The organism is Pseudomonas abyssi, assembly GCF_003444685.1.
Lineage (GTDB): Bacteria > Pseudomonadota > Gammaproteobacteria > Pseudomonadales > Pseudomonadaceae > Halopseudomonas > Halopseudomonas abyssi.
Genome location: NZ_LMAZ01000004.1, coordinates 345,675 through 368,428, shown reverse-complemented (window position 1 = coordinate 368,428; position 22,754 = coordinate 345,675). Strand labels below are relative to the sequence as shown.

Here is a 22,754-nt window from a genome sequence, read left to right as displayed (position 1 = left end):
CCGGAGCCGGAGCCGGAGCCGGAGCCGGAGCCGGAGCCGGAGCCGGAGCCGGAGCCGGAGCCGGAGCCGGAGCCGGAGCCGGAGCCGTCAAGGCTGGCGCGGAGTCGGGCTCTGTGTCCAGCGCCGGCGTTTCAATCTGCGCCGGTGCCGACTCAGGCACCGAGGAGGCCTGCGCATCAACCAGCGTCGGCACAGTGTCCACTGTCGGTGCGTCTACCGCGTCCACACTCCGGGTATCGCTCGCGGCACTGACTGACTCCCCAGGCAACGGAGCCGATACCGGCGCCTGACTCTGCGCCTCGACTACAGGCGCAGGCAGCTGCAGGACCGTTCGCTCCGGCTCCTGCGGCTGATCGCCCATATACCAGGCGACGCCAATTCCCGCAGCGATCAGCACCAGCGCGGCCAGCACCTTGACCGAAAAGGGGCTACCGCCGGCCCGACGCATGGCGACGGGCGCCTCCTGCATGGCAGCGAGCAATGCCTGCCGCGCAGCGTGGTTGATCGCACCAGGCCAGCCGCCGCTGCGTTGATGCACCCACTCGACTTGCGCGTCATCCAGCAGCTCAATTCCCTGCCCAGCCCCCTCAAGGCGCTGAGCCATATATTCTCGAGTTTCGGCAACATCCAGTGGCTGCAGGCCGATCATGTGCACCGCAGGCGCGTCATCCGACTTACGAATGACCGAGAGCGCAGCTTCTGCCTCAGTGTCGGCGAACAGAAACACGCGTGGTGCCGCCGGCCCGGCCTCAGCAATCTCGCTCAACATGCTGACGGCAGACGACTCCAGGCACTCCGCGTCGTCGATCACCAGATACAACTGAATACCGACCGTTTCACTCTGCTGCGCCTTGCGCAGCAAGCTGGCGACGTCGCGCTGCTCGGCACTGACCGCCTGACATAGCCCCGCAAGCAGAGCGCTTTCGGCAGGCATCTCGCGCGCGGACAACACGACACACTGAATGCTGTCCTTGTTGCTGCTGGCTACCAATGCCTGGCGCAGCAGGGTCTTGCCGCTGCCCTGAGGGCCCGTAACCGCCAAGACCTGATCACCGTAGCGAGCCAGGTGGTGCAGCTCGGCCAGCACGCTTTTGCGCTTCGGGGTAAAAAAGCGGAAACCAGGCGTGCGCGGAGCAAAGGGATCATGCGTGAACTGGTAATGATCCAGCAGATCATCGGCGCCACTCACTGCCGTGAAGACCTCATCAAAGCCCTTGCTCATTGTTCAAACCCCACGAGACACTGACGCAACGCATCAGCCGTAAATTCAGCCGTGACAACGGCCTCACCCATGCCACGTAACAGCACAAGGCGCAGCTGACCATCCAGCACCTTCTTGTCAACCGACATGAGACGTTCGAAATCAGCAGCAACCATACCGCTCGGCGGCACCGTCGGCAGCCCTGCCGCACTGATCAGCGCAACGCCACGATTTCGCTCTGCATCCGTAATCCAGCCAAGCCGGCAAGACAGGTCCAGAGCCATCGCCATGCCGGCGCCAACCGCTTCGCCATGCAGCCAGCTGCCATAACCTTGATGCGCTTCGATCGCGTGGCCAAAGGTGTGCCCAAGGTTGAGGATCGCACGCACGCCCCCCTCCCGCTCATCCGCCGCCACTACTTCAGCCTTGATGGAACAGGAGCGCTCTATCGCGTAGGTGACGAGACTGGCGTCCAGCGCGCGCAGAGCCGCCATGTTCCGCTCAAGCCAGGCAAGAAAGTCTGCGTCCCGGATCAACCCGTACTTGATGATTTCAGCCAGCCCGGCGCTGACCTCGCGCTCGGGCAATGTGCGCAGGCTATCGGTGTCGATCAACACCGCCTTGGGCTGATAAAACGCACCCAGCATGTTCTTGCCTGCCGGATGATTGATACCGGTCTTGCCGCCAACAGAAGAGTCGACCTGAGAAAGCAGCGTCGTCGGCACCTGAATGAAATCGACACCGCGCTGGTAGCACGCGGCAGCAAAGCCGGTCATATCCCCGATGACACCACCACCCAGCGCAATCAGCGTGGTACGACGGTCATGGCGCTCAGCAAGCAATGCATCAAACACCTGCTGCAGCGTCGACCAGTTCTTGTAGGCCTCGCCGGTTGGCAACACCACACTGGTCGCGCGATAGCCCGACAGCTTTTGCAGCAGCGACTCAAGATAAAGGGGAGCAACGGTATCGTCAGTAACAACACAGACTTGGCGGCCGACGATATGACGCTGCAGCAAGGCCTCGTCAGACAGAATGCCGGCACCAATATAGATAGGATAACTGCGATCAGCCAGATCGACTTTAAGACACTGCATCAGGACACTCCCCGTTTTAAGCGGGCACAGCATACAACAGTCACCTGAGACCCGGATATACGGCCCGGACTCAGTCTTCCTGAAGCTTGCCGAGAATGGTATTCACCACGACCTTGGGGCCGCGCTGATCGGTCTCGATAATAAGGTCGGCGATTTCACGATATAGCGGGTCACGTCGTGCCATCAGATCACGAAGCACCGCTTCAGGGTCAGCGGTTTGCAGGAGAGGCCGCTGGCGATCCTTTGCGGTACGCTGCAGCTGCTGCTCCACACTGGTACACAGATAAACAACCAGACCGTTTGCCGCCAGAGCCGCCCGATTCGCCGGGCGCATCACGACACCACCGCCGGTCGCAAGCACGATACCGCGCTCCTGAACCAGTTCAGCGATCATCGCCTCCTCTCGCTGCCGAAAACCCTCTTCCCCCTCGACATCAAAAATCCAGGGGATATCAGCCCCCGTACGGACCTCAATCTCGCGATCAGAATCCTTGAAAGGAAATTTCAGCTCTTTGGCAAGCAAACGCCCGATGGTGCTCTTTCCAGCTCCCATCGGGCCAATTAGAAAAACGTTACGCAACAGACTTACCTGGCAAGCGTAATAGCTCCGTTATTGATGATGCGCGGTGTCAGGAAGATCAGCAGCTCGTTCTTGACTTCCGAATTAACATCACGACGGAAAGCCTTGCCAAGAATCGGCAGGTCACCAAGGAACGGTACCTTCTCTTGAGCACTCTGCGACTCACTTGAGAATACGCCACCAATTACGATTGTCTCACCATCTGCCACCAGGATATTCGCGTTGACCTCATTCTTGCGAATGGTCGGCACACCATTTACCTCATTGGTGAAATCCGGCTCATCCTTGGTGACGATGACCTCCATAATCACCTGGTTATCCGGGGTGATCTGGGGGGTCACTTCCAAAGACAGCACAGCCTCTGCGAATGCGGTGGTGGTTGCCCCACTGGAGCTGGCTTCCTGATAAGGAATCTCGGAGCCCTTCAGAATCTTCGCGGTTTCCTTGTCAGAGGTAACGACCTTTGGCTGGGAAATAATCTCACCGTTACCAGTGCTTTCCATGGCTGACAGCTGCAGATCCAGAATGGTGTTGTCGGTGATAAAGCCGATGCCGATACCCGAGGTTGCGTTAGCTACACCCATGTCTATAAAGGGGGAATTCACCGGACGCTCTGCCACACCATAGAACCCGCCAGTGCTAGTTCCGTCAGGCAAGAAATCTGGCGCTTCTCCAATCTCGGTCCGGCCATCTTTGCCGAAGGCAGAGAAGTTGCCGCCCAGGTTTAGGTTCCCGCCCCAACGCACCCCCAAAGCCTTATCAAAACCCACGTTGGCTTCAACAATGCGCGCTTCAATCATCACCTGACGCACCGGAATGTCCAGCTGGGTAACGATTCGACGCAGCTCATCGAGCTTATCCTGGGTTTCCAGAGCGATGATGCTGTTGGTGCGCTCATCGACAGTAAGCGAACCACGCTGACTATCGGCATCAGCAGAGGTTACCGATGCGAACAGCTGAGCAATATCGCTTGCCTTGGCGTAGTTAACCTGAATCAGCTCCCGACGCAGCGGAGCCAGTTCGGCAATCTGCTTCTGTGATTCCAGCTCCTGACGCTCGCGGGCAGCAATTTCCTCTGCCGGAGCGACCAGCAACACGTTGCCAATCTGACGCTTGTCCAGGCCCTTGGTCTTCAGTACCAGATCCAGCGCCTGATCCCACGGCACGTTTTGCAAACGCAGAGTAATGCTGCCTTGAACGGTATCGCTGGCAACCAGGTTGAGATCCGTGAAGTCGGCGATCAACTGCAGCACCGAGCGCACTTCGATATCCTGGAAGTTGAGCGAAAGCTTCTCGCCGGAGTAGGTAAAGGCATCGGCACGACGCTGTTCCACTTCAGCCCGCGTCAGCGGCTTGAAGCTGACGGTCAGGCGGCTGTCAGCCTGATAAACCAGGTGCTCGTAGCTGCCAGTAGGCTCAATGACGATGGTCGCATTGTTGCCACTACCGGTTGCGTTGACGAAGTTGACCGGTGTTGCGAAATCCTTGACGTCGAGCTGAACTCGCAGCTCATCAGGCAGGCGCGTATTGGGGAAGTTAAGGCGAACACGCCCTCCTCGCTCCTCAACATCTACCTTGATGCTGGGGTCGCTCAAATCGATGATGACATTACCTGCTCCATCTGACCCACGCTGAAAATCGAGGCTGCTGATCGCTCGCCCGCCAGCTGCTACAGCGCCAGATACAGCGGGTTCATCACCAGCCCGCCAGTTATTGTCACTGGCAACCGCTGCTGGCGCCGGAGCGGCAGCGGCCTGAGCACTAGCCTCTGCCCCAACAGTGACGTATAGGTCATTACCCTGAACACGAGTGCTGTAAGGTGCCAGCGACGTCAGATTAATGATCAGCCGCGTCCGATCACCAGCCTCGACAACGGTAACGCTGCGTGCGTTACCAAGCCCAAGCTCACGAGACCTTTCGCCCAGTTTGTTCTGCACACCTGGTAGATCCAAGGCGATACGGGCAGGCTGATCTATGGTGTAGCCTTTGGGAGCGGCACTGACCGGCTCGTCAAAGCTCAACTTCAGCTCAACGCGGTCACCAGGCAGCGAAGCCACATCCATGTTTTGCAGGTCGGCAGCAAGGGCTAGCGGGCTCATCAGCGCCATCAGCGCCGCAAGCGGAAGTTTTCTGGTAAGAAGCATTTTTTTGCGTTCCACGCGTGACTGTTTGCAGTTCATGTTATCTCTCCCTGGTTGTCCTACCCGCGCTCAGCGAGGCTGAGGGTACGCGGACGCTCCAACCACCCGCCTTCACCATCCGGCACGATTTCCACTACATCGACGCGATTCTCTTCAATACCGGTAATCCGTCCATGGTTGCGTCCCAAATAGTCACCCACATGAACACGATGGACGCTGCCAGCCCCCTGAATCAGAGCTTGCATGCCACTCGCGTTGCTCAGGGTACCAACCATCTCGAAGCTTTCGATATTGAAGCCTTCAAGGAACTGTTTGACCCGGTTCTCGTCCGGCTTGATATCCTGAGACCCTTTTTGCCGTTGGCTCAGATCGATCTTGATCGGCGGCTGGAAAGGGCTACGCAGGGACGAAGCGCTGTAAGTAAATGCTTCATAAGGCTCAAAGCGAGGCAACGGCTCGATGGTGCCCGATGGTCGCGCTCTGGTTTCATCCATAAATCGTTGCAAGTCAGCGAACTCACCGCTACTGCAGCCGACGATCAATAGAGAGGCCGCAAGAACACCTAAAAGCCTGGGGCTGATCACGCTCATTGCTGCCCCTCCTCTGCCGCGTCATTGTAACGATAGGTTTTAGCAATAATCTCCATGCCCAGCAGATCAGGATTGCTTTCACTAACCGGCGCAATTTCGAAATCACCCAACGTTACGATTCTAGGCAGGCCTGCGACACTGCTTACGAACGTAGCAAGATCGTGGTAACTACCCCGGACATTGATCTGAATAGGCAGCTCAACATAAAACTGCTGAGCCACCTCGGGTTGCAGAGTGATGGACTCGAACTCTAGCCCACTGTTGAGGCCCATCTGGGTAATATCCTCCAGCAGACCCGGAACCTCGCTATCCTTTGGCAGTTGTTTCAGCAGCCCGCTGAAACGCTCCTCAATCTCTTGCAGCTGCTCTCGATAAGCTTCCAGGTTTGCCGCACGAAAGGATTTGTCTTGAAACTCCTTACGCAATTCAATTTCCTGCTGCTCAGCCCGCTCAAGGCTGACCTTGAGATCCTTGAGATGGAACTGATACCCCAGAACAGCAAGTACAACAAAAACAACTGCACACACAATGACCTTTAGCGCCGCAGGCCAAGAACCAATGTTGTTGAAATCCAGGTCGTCCGCCTGGACCTTTTTCAAACTTTCCATTTGTTGAGCGAAACTCATGGCTGCTGTTCTCCCTCAGCGGCACCAGCACGCGGCGCGGTCTGTTTGACGGTAAGCTCGAACACATTAGCCTGGTCCAGCGCGCCAGACGTCACCGCTTTCACCGCCGTCAGATTGGGTGCTGTCAGCCACTCAGAGCCGTCCATCTGACGCATCAGATTCGACACTCGGCTATTCGATTCAGCGCCACCCTTGACCGACAATTCCGCCCCCTTCATCGCCAATTCGGAGAAATACACTCCGTCGGGCAACGTACGCGCAAGCTCATCAAACACTCGCACAATAATCGGACGCTTACCCTGCAGGTCCTCGATAATTTTCATACGATCAAGCAGTTGAGCTCGGCGCGCCTGCAGCTCCTCGATCTCCTTGATTCGAGCATCCAGCAGAGTGATTTCCTTCTTCAGGAAAGCATTTCGCTCATTTTGGTGGTCAATTCGTCCGTTGATGTAGCGGTCACCCAAAAAGACCAGCGCCCCTGCAAACAGGACAACCAGTGCCAGAATCGTCAGGAATTCCTTTTTTCGTTCTTCCCTTAGCTGCTCGCGCCAAGGCAACAGGTTAATGCGAGCCATCAGTCAAAACTCCTCATTGCCAGACCACAGGCGATCATCAATGCCGGCGCATCATTGCTCAGGGCAACCGCGTCAACCTTGTTCGACAGGGTCATATTTGCAAAGGGGTTGGCAACCAGGGTGGTGGTTCCGATCTTCTGCTGCACCAGTTGGTCCAGCCCGGGAATCGAAGCCGTGCCGCCAGCCAGCAGAATGTAGTCGACGTCGTTGTACTGACCGCCTGCAAAGAAGAACTGCAGCGACCGGGACACCTGCTGCACGACGGCGTCCTTGAACGGAGCCAACACCTCAGACTCGTAGTCGTCAGGCAGGCCGCCCTGCTTCTTGGCAAGCCCTGCTTCTTCCTGGGACAGGCCGTAGCGGCGCTGAATCTCGTCGGTCAGTTGCTTGCCACCGAACAGCTGTTCGCGCGTGTAAATCGTGCGTCCGCCACTCAGGACACTCAGCGTCATCATGGTGGCGCCGATATCGATGACCGCGATGGTCAGTCCGGCATCATCCGCATCCAGCTGACCGACCACCAACTCGCACGCCCGCTCCATCGAGTAGGCCTCGACCTCGACGATTTTTGCCGTCAGGCCCGCCAGCGCCAGCGCTGCTTCGCGAATGTCGACATTCTCGCGTCGACAGGCCGCCAACAGCACTTCTTCTCGCTCTGGATTGCGGGGGGATGGACCCTGCACCTCGAAGTCGATGGCTACTTCATCGAGGGGGTAGGGAATGTATTGGTCGGCTTCGAGCTTGATCTGCTCTTCCATCTCGTCAGGATCAAGACCGGCATCCATTTCGATGGTCTTGGTGATCACTGCAGATCCAGCGACGGCGACAGCAGCCTGCTTGAGTGACGATCTGGAGCGCGCGAGCACTTTTTCGAGTGCCTGGCCCACACCTTCAAGCTCGACGATGTTTTTCTCAACCACCGCTCCGGGTGGCAAGGGTTCGACCGCATAGGCTTCAACCTTGTAGCGGCCTCCGGCGCGACTAAGCTCAAGCAGCTTCACCGTGGTGGAGCTGACATCGATGCCCAGCAACGTGTTCGCTTTTTTCTTTAGGAGCCCTAGCACAGCCAATTTCCTATCAGCATCCGACACTTACGGACGGTTTGTGTTTTCCTACATTAAATAACAGTCCTTGTACAAGCGCAAATGGCTAAATCAAAAAAAATACGCTTATAATGCAGACTGCTACGCCGTTCTCAATTAGCAATCCAGCTAACTTTCTAATTATTCAGGGAATTCCCCATCCCTTATGCGCTTACTGAGATTTCTCTTCTGGTCTGCCTTCGCGCTGGCATGTGCACCCATCATGGTTCTGAGCGGTGTCGCGCTCTATCTTAGCCCCGCCCTGCCTGATGTTGAAACCCTGCGTGATGTCGAACTGCAAACCCCATTGCGGATATATAGCACAGATAATCGACTGATAGCAGAGTTCGGTGAAATGCGACGTTTCCCGATCAGCTACGACCAGGTCCCGGGCGACTTCGTGCATGCCCTGCTGGCAGCCGAGGACGACAACTTCCTCAACCACCACGGGGTCGACCCGATGGGGCTGTTGCGTGCAGCCAGCGAGCTGCTGCAGACGGGCCACATTCAGACCGGCGGTAGCACCATCACCATGCAGGTGGCGAAAAACTACTTCCTCAGCAGCGACCGGGTTTTCTCGCGCAAGCTGAATGAAATACTGCTGGCCCTGCAGATCGAGCGCAACCTCGACAAGCACGAAATTTTCGAGCTGTACGTCAACAAGATCTACCTGGGCAACCGCGCCTACGGTATCGAGGCGGCCGCGCAGGTGTACTACGGCAAATCGATCAACGAGCTGCCACTGGCCGACCTGGCCATGATCGCCGGCCTGCCCAAGGCGCCGTCACGCTATAACCCGATCGCCAACCCTGAGCGCACCAAGGTCCGTCGCGACTGGATTCTGGATCGCATGCTGACCCTGGGATACATCGACGAGGCCAGCTACCGCGAGGCCGTCAACACGCCCATCACCGCGCGCAACCACGGCGCGAACCCGGAGATGGAGGCGCCTTACATTGCCGAAATGGCGCGTCTGGAAATGGTCGAGCGCTTTGGCGACCAAGCCTACACACAGGGCTTCAACGTCTACACCACCGTGGACAGCGGCCTTCAGGACATGGCCAACCGGGCTCTGCGCGATGGCTTGCAGGAGTACGACCGTCGCCACGGCTACCGGGGGCCGGAAGCACGCAACCCGGATATCACCCTGGAACAGGGCCTTGAGCTGCTGAAGGGTTATAAAAGCCTGGGCGGCCTGGAGCCTGCTCTCGTCGCAGCGGTCAACGGCGACCAGGTGGAGATCCGGCTGCGCCGCGATCAGCAGGGCGTCATCAAGTGGGACGATATGAAATGGGCCCGCCCCTATCTGAGCGCCAATGGCATGGGGCCACGCCCCGGCAAGCCGATGGATGTGCTCCAGCCGGGCGACATTATCCGTGTCAGCCGTATCGAAGATGATACTTGGCGCCTGGCGCAGGTGCCCGAGGCGCAAAGTGCGCTCGTCGTATTGGGTCCGCAGGATGGCGCCATCAAGGCGCTGATCGGCGGCTTCTCGTTCCTGCAGAGCAACTACAATCGCGCCACCCAGGCACGCCGTCAGCCCGGCTCCAGCTTCAAGCCCTTCCTGTATTGCGCGGCGCTGGACAAGGGCTACACGCCGGCCAGCCTGGTCAACGATGCACCGCTGATCTTTGTGGACGACTATCTCGACTCCATCTGGCGCCCGAAGAACTCCGGCGGAGACTTCCTCGGCCCCATTCGCCTGCGCGAGGCGCTGTACCGCTCGCGCAACCTGGTATCGATCAGACTGATGCAAGACCTTGGCGTCGACAACGCGCTGAGCTACATCGAACGCTTCGGCTTCGAACGCAAGGAGCTGCCGCGCAACCTGTCCGCCTCCCTCGGCACCTCAGAGCTGACCCCTCTGCAGATAGCCCAGGGCTATGCGACCTTTGCTAACGGCGGCTACGCAGTCAAGCCCTACCTGATCGACCGCATCGAGAACCGCTACGGCCAGCTGATCGACTACAGCAAGCCGCCAGTGACACCGGAGCTGACGGAGCAGCAGCAAGCCCGCCTGAACGCCTACGTGGAACGCCAGGGCAGCGGCATCAGTGAGCAACCAGCAGAGGCCGAGCGCGTAGTCGACGAGCGCACCATCTACCAGCTCAACAGCATGCTGCGCGATGTGGTACGTCGCGGCACAGCAGTGCGCGCCCGTGCACTCAACCGCAACGATCTCGCAGGCAAGACCGGTACCACCAACGACCAGAAAGACGCCTGGTTCTCCGGCTTCAACCCAGACCTGGTGGCCACCGTATGGGTCGGCTTTGATCAGCCCAGCACCCTGGGGCGACGCGAGTTCGGCGGTACCGCCGCACTGCCTATCTGGATGAACTTCATGGGCGCCGCGCTCGAAGGCGTGCCGGACCGCGAGCCACGCATGCCCAGGGGTCTGGTGACCGCCCGTATCGACCCGACCACCGGGCGCAGTGCCCCCCCCGGCACCGACGGCGCCTTCATGGAGATCTTCAAGCAGGAAGACGCACCGCCGCCTTACAGCGAGTTGGAGATGGGCGGCTACGACAGCGGTGGCGCGGTTACACCACTCGAACTGTTCTGAGCCAACGCATGGACCTGGCGCCGCAACCAGCGGTTGACCGGGTCATGCTCCATGCCCTTGTGCCAGTAAAGGGTCAGACCGATCTCCGGTAGTGGTAATGGCATGTTCAGCAGCCGGTTGCCCAGCGGCCGGTTGATCAACTCGGCGTGACGCCGCGACATGGTCAGCAGCAATGGCGTCTGCGCGACCACCAGACTCGCCGCCTGATAACTCTGGCATTGCTGCACCACATTGCGCATCAGCCCCAGATGCCCCAGCGCCAGATCCTCATAGGACAGCCCGCGCCGCCACGACGCCACCGCGATATGCTCCGCGGCCATATAGCTATCCGCCGTCAGCTCCGCGTCAAACAGTGGGCCGGCGACCACGCAGAGTGGCTCCCTGACCAGTTGCATCTGCCGCAGACTGGCATCGGCAGGCCGCGCGATCTGCACCGCCAGATCGATTCGCCCGGCCGCCAATTCCAGCTTCAGCTCTGACCACCGGACACCCACGGTGCGCACTCGGCTGCGCGGCGCCAATTCACGCAACCGGGTCAGCAGCGGCGGAATCAGCACCGGCTCCAGTTGCTCCGGCAGGCTGATGGTGAAGGTGCGTGCATCCTCCTGCGGATCAAACTGCTGCAGATAGCCGAGGCTCTGCTGCAGCCGACTCAGACTATCGATAATCCCGGGGGCCAGCCGCATTGCCGCGGCGGTCGGGGTCACGCCCCTGCCCTCACGCACGAACAGCGGGTCGGAAAAGTGCTCACGCAGCCGTGCCAGCGAGTGGCTGACCGCGGACTGGCTGACATGAAGCACCGCCGCCGCACGGGTCAGGTTACGCTCGCGGTACACCACCTCGAACACCCGAAACAGGTTAAGGTCGATCCGGGCCAATGATGGGGAATCATTCTTTTCACTCATCAACAAACACCTCCGCCATGGGCTATACGCCCGAGATTACGCGCCTGCAGTCAAACCATGAATAGAAATCATGGTTCTGAATGAATATTGATCGCTTCTTATCCGCCGCGACAGCTCCTAAGCTTGAGCGATAAAAACAGCAAGAGGCACGGACATGCACGAGCAGGACTATCTCGATACCCTCAAGGCGATTCAGGCCAAGGTCTGGCCGGCAGGCAAACCGACCACAACGGTCTACCCGCAGGGCGAACGTCCGCTGACCGAGTACCTCTCCCACTGGGCGCGCACTGCTCCCGACCGGGTTGCCGTGCACTTCTACGGCCATCAACTGACCTACGCCGAGCTGGACGACCTGAGCAACCGTTGCGCCGCCCTGTTGCAGGCCCAAGGCATCAAGCCGGGTGACCGGGTCGCGGTGTTCATGCCCAACTGTCCGCAGCTGCATATCGCTTTCTACGGCATTCTCAAGATGGGCGCGATCCACGCCCCGGTCAGCCCGATGGCCAAGGGCATGGAGCTGAGCTATCAGCTCGACGACTGCGGCGCCCGTGCCATCATCTGCTTCGACCAGTTGCTGCCGGTAGTGCGTGAGGTTCGCGAGCAAACTGCGCTGGAATACGTTTTCAGCACCAGCTTGTCCGAGCTCTGCCCGGCGCAGCCACCAATTCCGGTGCCAGACCTGCTGCAGGCACCCAAGCTGCCGATCACCGACAGCATCGACCTGATGCCCGCACTGGCTACCACCACGCCCGCACCGCACAACCTGCCTAAGCTCAACCTGGACGACACCGCCGCGCTCAACTACACCGGCGGCACCACCGGCCTGCCGAAGGGCTGCATTCACACCCACGGCGACATGCTCTACACCTGCGCCAGCTTCGTCCCGGCGGCCATGGGCTTTGACGAGGGGCGCATCGGCCTGAACTTCATGCCCGAGTTCTGGATTGCCGGCGAAAACTCCGGCCTGCTGTTCCCGGTGTTCGCCGGCACCCCGCTGGTGCTGCTGGCCCGCTGGGACGCGCTGACCTTTATGAGCGCCGTTCAGCATTATCGCGTCACCCAGACCGGCCTGCTGGTCGACAGCGCCTCCGAGGTGCTCGATCACCCTCAGGTCGGCGAGTTTGACTTCAGCTCGCTCGAGACCACCAGCTGCGTCTCCTTTATCAAGAAGCTGACCCCGGAATACCGCCGCCGCTGGCGCGAGCTGACCGGCTGCACTCTGTTCGAAACCAGCTTCGGCATGACCGAAACCCACACCTGCGACACCTTTACCGCCGGCCTGCAGGACGATGATTTCGATCTGAAATCCGAGCCCACCTTCGTAGGCCTGCCGGTACCCGGCACCGAGTTCAAGGTCTGCGACTTCGACACCGGCGCGCTGCTGCCGCTGGGCAGCGAGGGCGAGCTGTGCCTGCGCAGTCCGTCGCTGCTCAAGGGCTACTGGAACAAACCCGACGCCAGCGCCGAAGCACTGCGCGACGGCGGCTGGCTACATACCGGCGACAGCGGCGTGATCACCGAGCAGGGCTTTATCCGTTACCTCGGCCGGCGCAAGGAAATGCTCAAGGTCAACGGCATGAGTGTGTTTCCCAGCGAGCTGGAAGCCATGCTCGGCCAGCACCCGGACATTCTCGCCTCAGCGGTCATCGGCAAGCCCGACCCGCAGCGCGGCCAGACGCCGCTCGCCTTCATCATTACCAAGCCCGGCAGCCACGCCAGTGCCGAGTCGCTTCGCGACTGGTGCAAGCAGGCGATGGCAATCTACAAGGTGCCGGAGATCCGGCTGGTCGATACACTGCCGATGACTGCGACCGGCAAGGTCAAAAAACAGGAACTACAGGACTGGATCAACTAACCCATGGCATTCAACCGCATTCTCATCGCCAACCGTGGCGAAATCGCCATTCGCCTCGCGCGCGCCATCGCTGACTGCGGCGCCGAGAGCGTCGCCGTGTACGCCGAAGACGACGCCCAGTCGCTGCACGTGCGCAGCGCCGATCAGGCCATCGCCCTGCAGGGCCAGGGTGTTGCCGCCTATCTGGACGCCGCCCAGCTGATTCGCATCGCCAAGGAGCAAAATTGCGATGCGATCCACCCCGGTTACGGTTTCCTCAGCGAAAACGCCGACTTCGCCCGCGCCTGTGAGCAGGCCAGCATCACCTTTATCGGCCCCGCGCCTGAGGTGCTCGACACCTTTGGCGACAAGGCCAGCGCGCGTCGACTGGCGCAGCAGCAGGGTGTGCCCCTGACCCAGGGCACCAACGAGCCGACCACGCTGGAGCAGGCCCGCGACTTTATGCAGTCGCTCGGCGACGGCGCAGCGGTGATGCTGAAAGCCTTGGCTGGCGGCGGCGGGCGCGGCATGCGCGCGGTGCACGATCTTGCCGAGCTGGACGACGCCTTCGCCCGCTGCAGCTCCGAGGCCACCGCCGCGTTTGGCCGTGGCGATCTGTATGTCGAACGACTGATCCGCCGTGCTCGACATATCGAGGTGCAGATCATCGGCGACGGCGCCGAGGTTGCCCACGCCTGGGAGCGTGACTGCACCCTGCAGCGCCGTAATCAGAAGCTGCTGGAAGTGGCCCCGGCGCCAAGCCTTGATCCGGCTGTGCGCGAGCAACTGCACACCGCCGCCTGCACCCTGACCCGCGCGGTTGGCTACCGCGGCCTGTGTACCGTCGAGTTTCTGCTCGACGAGGAGCGCGGGGATTTTGTCTTTATGGAAGCCAACCCGCGTATTCAGGTCGAACACACGGTAACCGAAGCGGTGACCGGCCTGGATCTGGCGGTAACGCAGATTCAGCTCGCCGCCGGCGAGACGCTGGCCGAACTGGGCCTGACCCAGGCCGACATTCCCGCCGCCCGCGGCTTTGCCGTACAGTTGCGCATCAATCTGGAAAGCATGGCCGCCGACGGCAGCACCCGCCCGGCCGGTGGCACGCTCAGCGCCTATCAGCCACCGAGCGGCCCGGGCATCCGCGTCGACGGTTACGGCTACGCCGGCTACACCACCAGCCCGCGCTACGACTCGCTGCTGGCCAAACTGATCGTGCACGCAAACGGTGACTACCCGAACACACTGCGCCGCGCCTACCGCGCGCTGTGCGAATTCCGTCTGGAAGGCGCCGCCAGCAACCTGCATCTGCTGCAGAACCTGCTGCAGCACCCGCAGGTACAAAGCAACTTGGTATCCACTGCCTTCATCGAAGCCGAAGCCGCCAGCCTGACCGCCGCCCACGCCAGCGCCCACCCGCACCGTTTCTTCCAAGGCAGCGCAAGTAGCGCCGCCACCAGCAGCGCGCAGACCGACGCCCCGGCCGGCACCGAGCCACTGAACGCGCCGGTACAGGGCGTGCTGGTCAGCCTGGATGTACAGGTTGGCGACAGCGTCGCCGTTGGCCAGCAGGTCGCGATCATGGAAGCCATGAAGATGGAATTCGTGGTCAAGGCGACCCAGAGCGGCATCGTCCGCGCGTTGGCCGCCAGCCCCGGCGATAGCCTGTTCGAGGGTAGCGCCCTGCTCTATCTGGAGCCGGCCGAGGTCGCGGGCAACGCCCAGCAGGACGAAGAGACCGTCGCCATCGACCATATCCGCGCCGACCTGCAGGAAGTGCTCGAGCGCCGCGCCGAGCTGACCGACGAGCGCCGCCCGGAGGCCGTCGCCAAGCGCCGCAAGACCGGCCAGCGCACCGCCCGCGAGAACCTCGCCGACCTGCTCGACGACGGCAGTTTTATCGAGTACGGCGGCTTTGCCCTCGCCGCCCAGCGCTCGCGCCGCACGCACGAAGAGCTGCTGAAAATGAGCCCGGCGGATGGCCTGATCAACGGCATCGGTACCATCAATGCCGACAAGTTCGGCGAACACGCCGCCCGCTGCATGGCGCTGTCCTACGACTACACCGTGTTCGCCGGCACCCAGGGCGTCACCAACCACAAGAAAACCGACCGCATGCTGGAGCTGGCCGAGCAGTGGAAGCTGCCGCTGGTGTTCTTCACCGAAGGCGGCGGCGGTCGCCCGGGCGACATCGACAAGGTTGGCGTGGCCGGACTGGACTGCACCACCTTCATGCGCATGGCGCGGCTGTCCGGCATGGTGCCCACCGTCGGCATCGTTTCCGGCCGCTGCTTCGCCGGTAACGCCGCGCTGCTCGGCTGCTGCGACGTGATCATCGCCACCGAGAACGCCACCATTGGCATGGCCGGGCCGGCAATGATCGAGGGCGGCGGCCTCGGCCGCTTTACCCCGGAGCAGGTTGGCCCGACCAGCATGCACGGCCCGAACGGGGTGATCGACGTGCGGGTGCAGGACGAAGCCGAGGCCACCGCGGTGGCCAAGCAGTACCTGTCCTACTTCCAGGGTGATCTGACGGACTGGGAAGCAGCGGACCAGCGCGAGCTGCGCCACCTGATTCCGGAAAACCGCCTGCGCGTGTACGACATTCGCAAGGTCATCGAAACCCTCGCCGACCGCAACTCAGTACTCGAACTGCGCCGCGAGTTTGCGCCGGGGCTGATCACCGCGCTGATTCGTATCGAGGGCCGCGCCTTCGGCCTGATCGCCAACAACCCGATGCATCTGGGCGGCGCCATTGATGCCGTCTCCGGTGACAAGGCGGCGCGATTCATGCAGCTGTGTCAGGCCCACGGTTTACCGATGGTTTCGCTGTGCGATACCCCCGGCTTTATGGTCGGCCCGGACGCCGAGCAGCAGGGCACCGTGCGCCATGTCTCGCGCATGTTTGTCACCGCCGCCAGCCTGAGTATCCCGTTCTTTACCGTGGTGCTGCGCAAGGGCTACGGCCTGGGCGCGCAGGCAATGGCTGCGGGCAGCTTCCACGCACCGATGTTCACCATCGGCTGGCCGAGCAGTGAGTTCGGGGCGATGGGTCTGGAAGGTGCGGTGCGCCTCGGCTACTCGAAGGAGCTGGCCGCCATCGAGGACGAGGGCGAGCGTCAGGCGACCTTCGAGAAACTGGTCGCCGAGCTGTACCAGCGCGGCAAGGGCATCAGCATGGCCAGCTTCCTCGAGATCGACGCGGTGATCGACCCGCTGGAAACCCGCGACTGGCTGATGCGTGGCCTGCACTCGGCTCCGGACGAGTCGCTGAAGAAGGGCACCCGGCCGTTCGTCGACACCTGGTAATCAGCCAATCCGCAGGTGGCGAGCCTCCGGGACCGCCACCTGCTGGTGGCTGACAATGACGATAATGCCCTGCTCGCGCCGACGCAGCAGGGACGCCAGCACCCGCTCGCGGGTATCAAAATCCAGCCCGGCAAAGGGCTCATCCAGCAGCAGCACGGGGCGTTTGGTCAGCAGCAGACGGGCCAGGGCAATACGCCGCGCCTGCCCACCGGAGACCTTGGCACCGAACTCGCCCAGCGTAGTATTCAGGCCATGCTTGCGCCCGCACACCCAATCAGCCAGCGCGACATCATCCAACACCTGCCAGAGGGCCTCGTCACTGGCCTTTGGATCAGCCAAGCGCAGATTCTGCGCCAGTGTCATGTCGAAGATATCCAGCTGCTGCGGCAGGTAGCCGATCAGCCCACGCAGATTCCAATGCTCAAAGCCTTGCCCGTTGATCAGCCGTTCCCCCGTGAACGCCAGCGGCTCGCCCGCCAGCACCTGCAGCAGGGTGCTCTTGCCGCCGCCGGACGGCCCCTCGATCAGCAGCACGTCGCCCTGTTGCAGGCCGATGGACACGTTTTCCGGGCCGTTCAGCGCGCCGGGCATTCTGGCGCTCAGGCCAGACAGCACTAGGTTAAGTGGCTGCTCAGGCAGCGCGGTTGCGGTGCCGGCAAGGTCGGTCTCGGCGGCGGTCAGCTGATTCAACCGATCCCGCGCCGCCTGGCTGAAGCCCAGCGAAATAAAGCTCGCTGACAGCGGCAGCAGGGCTTCGGCCAGCCCCATTACCGACAGCAACGCGGCCAGCAGCCAGGGCACCGACAACGCCCCCTGCTGCAACAGCGCATGCCCCTGCCAGAGCACCGCAAGCAACGCCAGCGCCAGGCCCAGTTGCTGCCCCAGCGCCGTCAAACTGACCAGTTTCTGCTGTCGCAGGCGCTGTTGCAGCCAGGCATCATCCTGCTGCAGAAACGCGGCCTGCTGATCGTCCCAGCGCTGCCACAGCAGCAGGGAGGTCAGCAGCTGCAGACGGTCGAGCAGAAACTCGCGGCGCTGTTCGGCCAGTTCGGCATCACGGCGGGCCAGGCGGGCAGCCAGCCGTCCACCGAGCATCGGCACCACCAGCCAGGCCAGCAGCAACCCCGGCAGCGCGGCAACCGCCAGCGAGGTGTCGAGCAGCGCCAGCCAGCCGAGCACCAGCAGCGTCAGCACCGATGCCCAGAACCAGGGCGCGACAAAGCGCAGCGGGAAAAAGTCGAGCAGATCGATATCGGCTACCAGCCGGTGCATGGCAATCGCCGAGCGCGCCGCCGGAGTGAGCCGGCGCTGCCCCGCAACGCGGGCAAACAGGCGCGTACGCAGATCCTTGAGCAGGGCCAGTGCGGCGTTGTGCGAGGCCAGCCGTTCGGCGTAGCGGCCGGCAGTACGAACGATGGCGAAGAAGCGGATGATCGCCGCCGGGCGGAAGTAATCGAAGCCGTAGGCCGCGACCGTCGCCAGTCCGGCCAGCGCCGCCGCGCTGATAAACCAGCCGGAGGTGGCCAGCAGGCCAATGGCCGACAACAGCGTCACCGCGCCGAGAAACAGCGCCAGACTCCACTGCCCGAGGCGGCTGCGCAGCAAGGTCCGCAGACGAATGGGTTGCTCAGACATCGGCAGCCTCCAGGCGTTGCTCTGACTGGCCGAGCGTCACCACCCGGTCAGCCCAGTCCAGTCCCTGCAGATCGTGGCTGACCAGCAGCAGTGTGCGCCCCTGACTCAGGCGCTCCAGTAGCGCATGGATCAACTCGGCGGTATCCGCATCCAGATGGGCTGTCGGCTCATCCAGCAGCCAGACCGGGGTATCGCGCAGCAGCAGCCGCGCCAGCGCCAGCCGGCTCAGCTGCCCGCCCGACAGCCCAAGCCCGCGCTCGCCCAGCTCGGTCTCCAGCCCCTTGGGCAGTTGGCGAATCAGCGGCCAGAGCGCGACCTGCTCCAGCACCGCGATCAGCTCGGCGTCAGTGGCCGTGGGCGCGGCAAGGCGCAGATTATCGGCGATGCTGCCGAGCAGGATCGGTACCTGCTGGGCCAGATAACCAACATGCCGCAGCCAGTCCGGTCGCGACAGATCCAGCAGCGAGTGACCATTGATCAGCAGCTCACCCTGCCAGGGCACAAAGCCCAGCAGCGCTTCGAGCAGACTGGACTTGCCGCTGCCGCTGGCGCCCTGCAGCACCACCCGCTCGGCCGCCTGCACACGCAGATCGAGCGGCGCCAGGCGACCCTCAATTGCCAGTTGATGACAGTCGATACGCGGCGCGGCGCTGAGCGTCACCGGCTCGCGCCCCGGGTGCTCCCACACCTGTTGATTGAGCAGCGGCAGCAGCTCGGTCATCGCCCCTTCGGCTTCCGCCTTGGCGTGGTAATCCGCGCCGAGCTGACGCAGCGGCGCATAGAACTCCGGTGCCAGCAGCAGGATAAACAGCGCGCCCAGATAGGGAACCGGTATCTCGCCCTTGGCCCAGGGCAAAATGCCAAGCAGGCCAAGCCCCAGGTAGAGCGCCACCAGCGCAATCGCCAATGAGGCAAACAACTCGAGCACCGCACCGGAAAGAAAGGCCATACGCAGCACCCGCATGGTACCGGCGCGGTAGTGTTCGGCGGCGGTTCCAACCTCAGCTTCGGCGGCGGGCAACGCGCCCAGATGGCGCAGCGTCCAGCTGCCGCGCAGCAGGTCACTGAAGCGCCCGCTCATCCGCGCCAGCGCAACGAACTGGCGCTGACTGGCCGAGGCCGCGGCCTTGCCCAGCAGAATCATGAACACCGGCACCAGCGGTGCCGTCAGCAGCAACAACACCGCCGCCAACGGGCTGAAAAGAGCGGTACAAACCACCAGCAGCAGCGGCACCAGCAGCACCAGCTGGCGCTGCACTCGATAACGGCTGATGTAGCCGTCCAGCGCCTCGACCTGCTCCAGCAGGCGGCTGCCGAGTTCCGCGTCGGCGCCCAGTTGCGCCCGCGCAGGCCCCAGCGCCGCCAGACGCTGCAACAAGGTGCGGCGCAACTCGCCACGGGCGCGCAGGCTGGCCAATTGGCTGGCTTGCTCGCGGCCGTATTGCAACAACGGCCGCAGAACAAGACAGAGCGCCAACCAGGGCAACAGACTGCCCAGCAGCTGCGCCTGTGCCTCGCCCAAGCCGCCCTGCTGCCAGGCCACCAGCCAGCCGGAAAACAGCTGCGCCAGCAGCCAGCACTGCCAGACAAAAAGCCCCGCCGCCGCCAACGCGAACAGCAGGGCCAGATTGAGCAGGGAAGCCTGCGGCGCCAGCAGCCGGGTCAGCCAACTGCTGGCACTACGCGGATCAATCTCAGTCGACTTGATCTTCTTCTCCTACATAGCCGTTGAGTTCCAGCCACATGGCATTGACGATGCCAAACGCAGAGGCCAGCAGTACGCCGAGAATCCAGGTGAAATACCACATAGTCTTCTCCTTCCGTTAATACATGCTGTGAGTGTTGTCGCGGATATGCTGCTCGTTCAGGCGGCCGCGCATCACGAAGTAGCCCCAGGCGGTGTAACCAAGGATGATCGGGACGAACAGACAAGCCACACAGAACATGATGAACAGCGTGGTTTCACTGGCGGTCGCATCCCACATCGTCAAGCTGTGGTTTGGCATGCTGGAAGACGGCATGACAAAGGGGAACATGCTCAGACCCGCCGTGATCAGCACCATGGCCATGGCCAGCGCCGAGCTGACAAACGCCAGCGCGTGCTTACGCGCCTTGCTGAACAGGGCACAGAACACAAAGCAGATGACCCCCAGCGCGGGCACAGCCCATAGCAGCGGCAGTTTGGCGTAGTTGCCGAACCAGGCTGCAGAACTGATTTCGACCACCTTGTCGATGGTGCGATTATCACCGTTGGTATCAATGACGCTGACTACCTGATAGCCATCAATGCCCAGCCATAGCCAGACCCCGGCCATGACGAATACCACCGCGCAGACCAGCGCCAGCAGTGAGGAGATCGCCTCGGCGCGGGCCTTGATCTGCCCCTCGGTCTTGAGCTGCAGGTAGGTGGCACCGTGATTGACGATCATCAGCAGGCTCAGCACGCCAGCCAGCAGCGCAAAGGGGTTGAGCAGCGCCCAGAAACTGCCGGTGTACTGAAACCGCAGCAGCTCGTCGAACTGGAAGGGCACGCCCTGCAGCAGGTTGCCAAAGGCCACCCCGAAGATCAGCGCCGGTATCGCCGAACCGGCAGTCAGCGCCCAGTCCCAGCGACTGCGCCAGACTTCGCTGTCGATCTTGGAGCGATACTCGAAGGCCAGCGGACGCAGGAACAAGGCAAACAACGTGAGCATCATGGCCAGGTAGAACCCGCTGAATGATGCCGCGTAGACCGTCGGCCAGGCTGCGAACAGCGCGCCGCCGGCGGTCACCAGCCAGACCTGGTTGCCGTCCCAGTGGGGCGCGATCGAGTTGATCATCACGCGCCGCTCATAGTTGTTCTTGCCGATCACTTTCAGCAGCGCGGCAACGCCCATGTCAAAGCCGTCGGTGACCACAAAGCCAATCAGCAGAACCCCGATCAGCACCCACCAGATGAACCGTAATGCTTCGTAATCCATGATCAGGCCTCCTGTGCTTCGGCAGTTTCCAGGTCATAGCGACCGGTGTGCAGGCTCGACGGCCCCTTGCGCGCATACTTGGTCATCAACCAGATCTCGATGATCACGAAGATGCTATAGAGCACGGCGATGGAGATCAGGGTAAACAGCACATCGCCCGGGCTCAGCTGCGAGACCGCCAGATGGGTCGGCAGAATTTCACCGATGGCCCAGGGCTGCCGCCCATACTCGGCCACAAACCAGCCCATTTCACTGGCGATCCATGGCAAGGGCAGACTGAAGATGGCGAACTTGAGCAACCATTTTGGCTTGTCGACCGTACGACGAGCGCTGTGCCAGAAGGCGCAGGCAAACAGCAGCAACATCAGAAGACCGCAGGCAACCATGACGCGGAAGCTCCAGAACAGCGGCCAGACCTTGGGCACAGTGGCTTCTACCGCATTGGCTATTTCTTCAGGCGTCGCATTCAGTACGTCATCGGTGTAGCCACTGAGCAACAGACCGAAGCCCAGGTCATCGCGCACAGCGTTGAACTGTTCCACGGTCGCGGACGACTTGTCCCCGGCGCGGATGCGCTGCATCAGGTCATAGGCCTCCTGGCCGCGGATGATGCGCCCAAGGTTCTCTTCCTTGATCTGTTGCAGCCCCTGGACTTCCTCATCCAGCGAACGGGTTGCGATCAACCCGAGTACCGCCGGCACCTTGATCGCATAGTCGGTGTGCTGAGCCTGCTCGTTGGGAAAACCGATCAGGGTAAAGGCCGCCGGTGGTGGCTGGGTTTCCCACTCGGCCTCTACCGCCGCCAGCTTGACCTTTTGCACCTCGCCCAACTCGTAACCGGACTCGTCGCCCAGCACGATGACCGACAGCGCGCTAGCCAGACCAAACGCGGAGGCGATGGCGAAGCTGCGGCGAGCAAAGGCCAGATCGCGGCCCTTGAGCAGATAGTAGCTGGAAATCGCCAGCACGAAGATGGAGCCGGTGACGTAGCCCGCCGACACGGTGTGGACAAACTTGACCTGAGCCACCGGGTTGAGCAGCACCTCGGCGAAGTTGGTCAGCTCCATGCGCATGGTCTCGATGTTGAATTCCGAGCCCACCGGGTGCTGCATCCAGCCATTGGCAACCAGAATCCACAACGCCGAAAAATTGGTCGCCAGCGCCATCAGCCAGGTCACCGCCAGGTGCTTGACCTTGCTCATGCGGTCCCAGCCGAAGAAGAACAGGCCGAACAGCGTTGACTCGAGGAAGAAGGCCATCAGGGCTTCGATCGCCAGCGGCGCGCCGAAGATGTCGCCGACGTAGTGCGAGTAGTAGGACCAGTTGGTACCAAACTGGAACTCCATCGCCAGGCCGGTAGTCACCCCCAGGGCGAAGTTGATACCGAACAGCTTGCCCCAGAACTGGGTCATGTCACGGTAGATGGTCTTGCCGGTCATCACATAGACCGACTCCATGATCGCCAGCAGGAAAGCCAGGCCCAGCGTCAGGGGTACAAACAAGAAGTGAATCATCGCCGTCAAGGCGAACTGCATTCGTGAGAGCTCTACGATATCCATCTGCGTACTCCGCTCGGAGGAATCATCAGGTCAATTCGGTCACCGCCGACAAACACTACGGAACAATGTTTGCCGAATTAGTATGGCTCAGCCCCCG

The 22,754-nt window shown here is 61.7% G+C and carries 17 protein-coding genes; 3 read left to right on the top strand and 14 right to left on the bottom strand.

What is annotated here, in order from left to right:
- The 8 genes from ASB58_RS14575 to ASB58_RS14540 all read right to left on the bottom strand — a co-directional run.
- The coding region (locus ASB58_RS14575) for an ExeA family protein (RefSeq protein WP_118131423.1) at positions 1 to 1,222 on the bottom strand (1,222 nt) is incomplete at its 3' end.
- Positions 1,219 to 2,298 (bottom strand): 3-dehydroquinate synthase, encoded by a 1,080-nt coding sequence (gene aroB, locus ASB58_RS14570; protein ID WP_118131370.1) that lies wholly within the window; start codon positions 2,296 to 2,298, stop codon positions 1,219 to 1,221. The genes aroB and ASB58_RS14575, both read right to left, overlap by 4 nt.
- A 70-nt stretch (positions 2,299 to 2,368) precedes the next feature.
- Positions 2,369 to 2,878: a shikimate kinase AroK gene (gene aroK / locus ASB58_RS14565; protein WP_118131369.1), complete on the bottom strand. Its 510-nt coding sequence runs from the start codon at positions 2,876 to 2,878 to the stop codon at positions 2,369 to 2,371.
- A 5-nt stretch (positions 2,879 to 2,883) separates the two neighbouring features.
- On the bottom strand, positions 2,884 to 5,058 hold the full coding sequence (pilQ, locus tag ASB58_RS14560) for a type IV pilus secretin PilQ (RefSeq protein ID WP_328587547.1): 2,175 nt from the start codon (positions 5,056 to 5,058) through the stop codon (positions 2,884 to 2,886).
- 20 nt (positions 5,059 to 5,078) lie between these two features.
- Positions 5,079 to 5,609 (bottom strand): type 4a pilus biogenesis lipoprotein PilP, encoded by a 531-nt coding sequence (gene pilP, locus ASB58_RS14555; protein WP_096004417.1) that lies wholly within the window; start codon positions 5,607 to 5,609, stop codon positions 5,079 to 5,081.
- Positions 5,606 to 6,235 (bottom strand): type IV pilus inner membrane component PilO, encoded by a 630-nt coding sequence (locus ASB58_RS14550; protein WP_096004418.1) that lies wholly within the window; start codon positions 6,233 to 6,235, stop codon positions 5,606 to 5,608. The genes pilP and ASB58_RS14550 overlap by 4 nt, the downstream gene beginning before the upstream one ends.
- Complete coding sequence (locus ASB58_RS14545; protein WP_096004419.1) at positions 6,232 to 6,810, bottom strand: PilN domain-containing protein; 579 nt, start codon at positions 6,808 to 6,810, stop codon at positions 6,232 to 6,234. Before ASB58_RS14545 ends, ASB58_RS14550 begins: the two co-directional genes overlap by 4 nt.
- The gene (locus ASB58_RS14540; protein ID WP_096004420.1) at positions 6,810 to 7,874 is read right to left on the bottom strand and encodes a pilus assembly protein PilM; all 1,065 of its coding nucleotides are present in this window, start codon (positions 7,872 to 7,874) and stop codon (positions 6,810 to 6,812) included. Before ASB58_RS14540 ends, ASB58_RS14545 begins: the two co-directional genes overlap by 1 nt.
- Positions 7,875 to 8,058: 184 nt before the next feature.
- On the opposite strand from ASB58_RS14540, the gene ASB58_RS14535 reads away from it, so the two are divergent.
- Positions 8,059 to 10,455, top strand: a complete 2,397-nt coding sequence (locus ASB58_RS14535; protein ID WP_118131368.1) for a penicillin-binding protein 1A — start codon at positions 8,059 to 8,061, stop codon at positions 10,453 to 10,455.
- On the opposite strand, the gene ASB58_RS14530 is transcribed toward ASB58_RS14535, so the two are convergent.
- On the bottom strand, positions 10,413 to 11,360 hold the full coding sequence (locus tag ASB58_RS14530) for a LysR family transcriptional regulator (RefSeq protein WP_118131367.1): 948 nt from the start codon (positions 11,358 to 11,360) through the stop codon (positions 10,413 to 10,415). The genes ASB58_RS14535 and ASB58_RS14530 overlap by 43 nt on opposite strands.
- Before the next feature lie 154 nt (positions 11,361 to 11,514).
- Here ASB58_RS14530 and ASB58_RS20065 point away from each other — a divergent pair, with 154 nt between their 5' ends.
- A complete protein-coding gene (locus tag ASB58_RS20065) occupies positions 11,515 to 13,215 on the top strand; it encodes an AMP-binding protein (RefSeq protein ID WP_181977945.1) in 1,701 nt (566 codons plus the stop codon).
- A 3-nt stretch (positions 13,216 to 13,218) separates the two neighbouring features.
- Entirely contained in the window at positions 13,219 to 16,503 is a 3,285-nt protein-coding gene (locus tag ASB58_RS14525; protein ID WP_181977944.1) for an acetyl-CoA carboxylase family protein, read from the top strand.
- On the opposite strand, the gene cydC is transcribed toward ASB58_RS14525, so the two are convergent.
- From cydC to ASB58_RS14500, 5 genes are all read right to left on the bottom strand, one after another.
- The gene (cydC, locus tag ASB58_RS14520; RefSeq protein WP_118131366.1) at positions 16,504 to 18,138 is read right to left on the bottom strand and encodes a thiol reductant ABC exporter subunit CydC; all 1,635 of its coding nucleotides are present in this window, start codon (positions 18,136 to 18,138) and stop codon (positions 16,504 to 16,506) included.
- The gene (gene cydD, locus ASB58_RS14515; RefSeq protein ID WP_268877916.1) at positions 18,131 to 19,765 is read right to left on the bottom strand and encodes a thiol reductant ABC exporter subunit CydD; all 1,635 of its coding nucleotides are present in this window, start codon (positions 19,763 to 19,765) and stop codon (positions 18,131 to 18,133) included. The genes cydC and cydD overlap by 8 nt, the downstream gene beginning before the upstream one ends.
- 67 nt (positions 19,766 to 19,832) lie before the next feature.
- On the bottom strand, positions 19,833 to 19,946 hold the full coding sequence (gene cydX, locus ASB58_RS14510) for a cytochrome bd-I oxidase subunit CydX (protein ID WP_096004427.1): 114 nt from the start codon (positions 19,944 to 19,946) through the stop codon (positions 19,833 to 19,835).
- A 15-nt stretch (positions 19,947 to 19,961) separates the two neighbouring features.
- The gene (gene cydB / locus ASB58_RS14505) at positions 19,962 to 21,101 is read right to left on the bottom strand and encodes a cytochrome d ubiquinol oxidase subunit II (RefSeq protein ID WP_165771262.1); all 1,140 of its coding nucleotides are present in this window, start codon (positions 21,099 to 21,101) and stop codon (positions 19,962 to 19,964) included.
- Positions 21,101 to 22,657, bottom strand: a complete 1,557-nt coding sequence (locus ASB58_RS14500; RefSeq protein WP_202974638.1) for a cytochrome ubiquinol oxidase subunit I — start codon at positions 22,655 to 22,657, stop codon at positions 21,101 to 21,103. The genes cydB and ASB58_RS14500 overlap by 1 nt, the downstream gene beginning before the upstream one ends.
- Between the last annotated feature and the right edge of the window lie 97 nt (positions 22,658 to 22,754).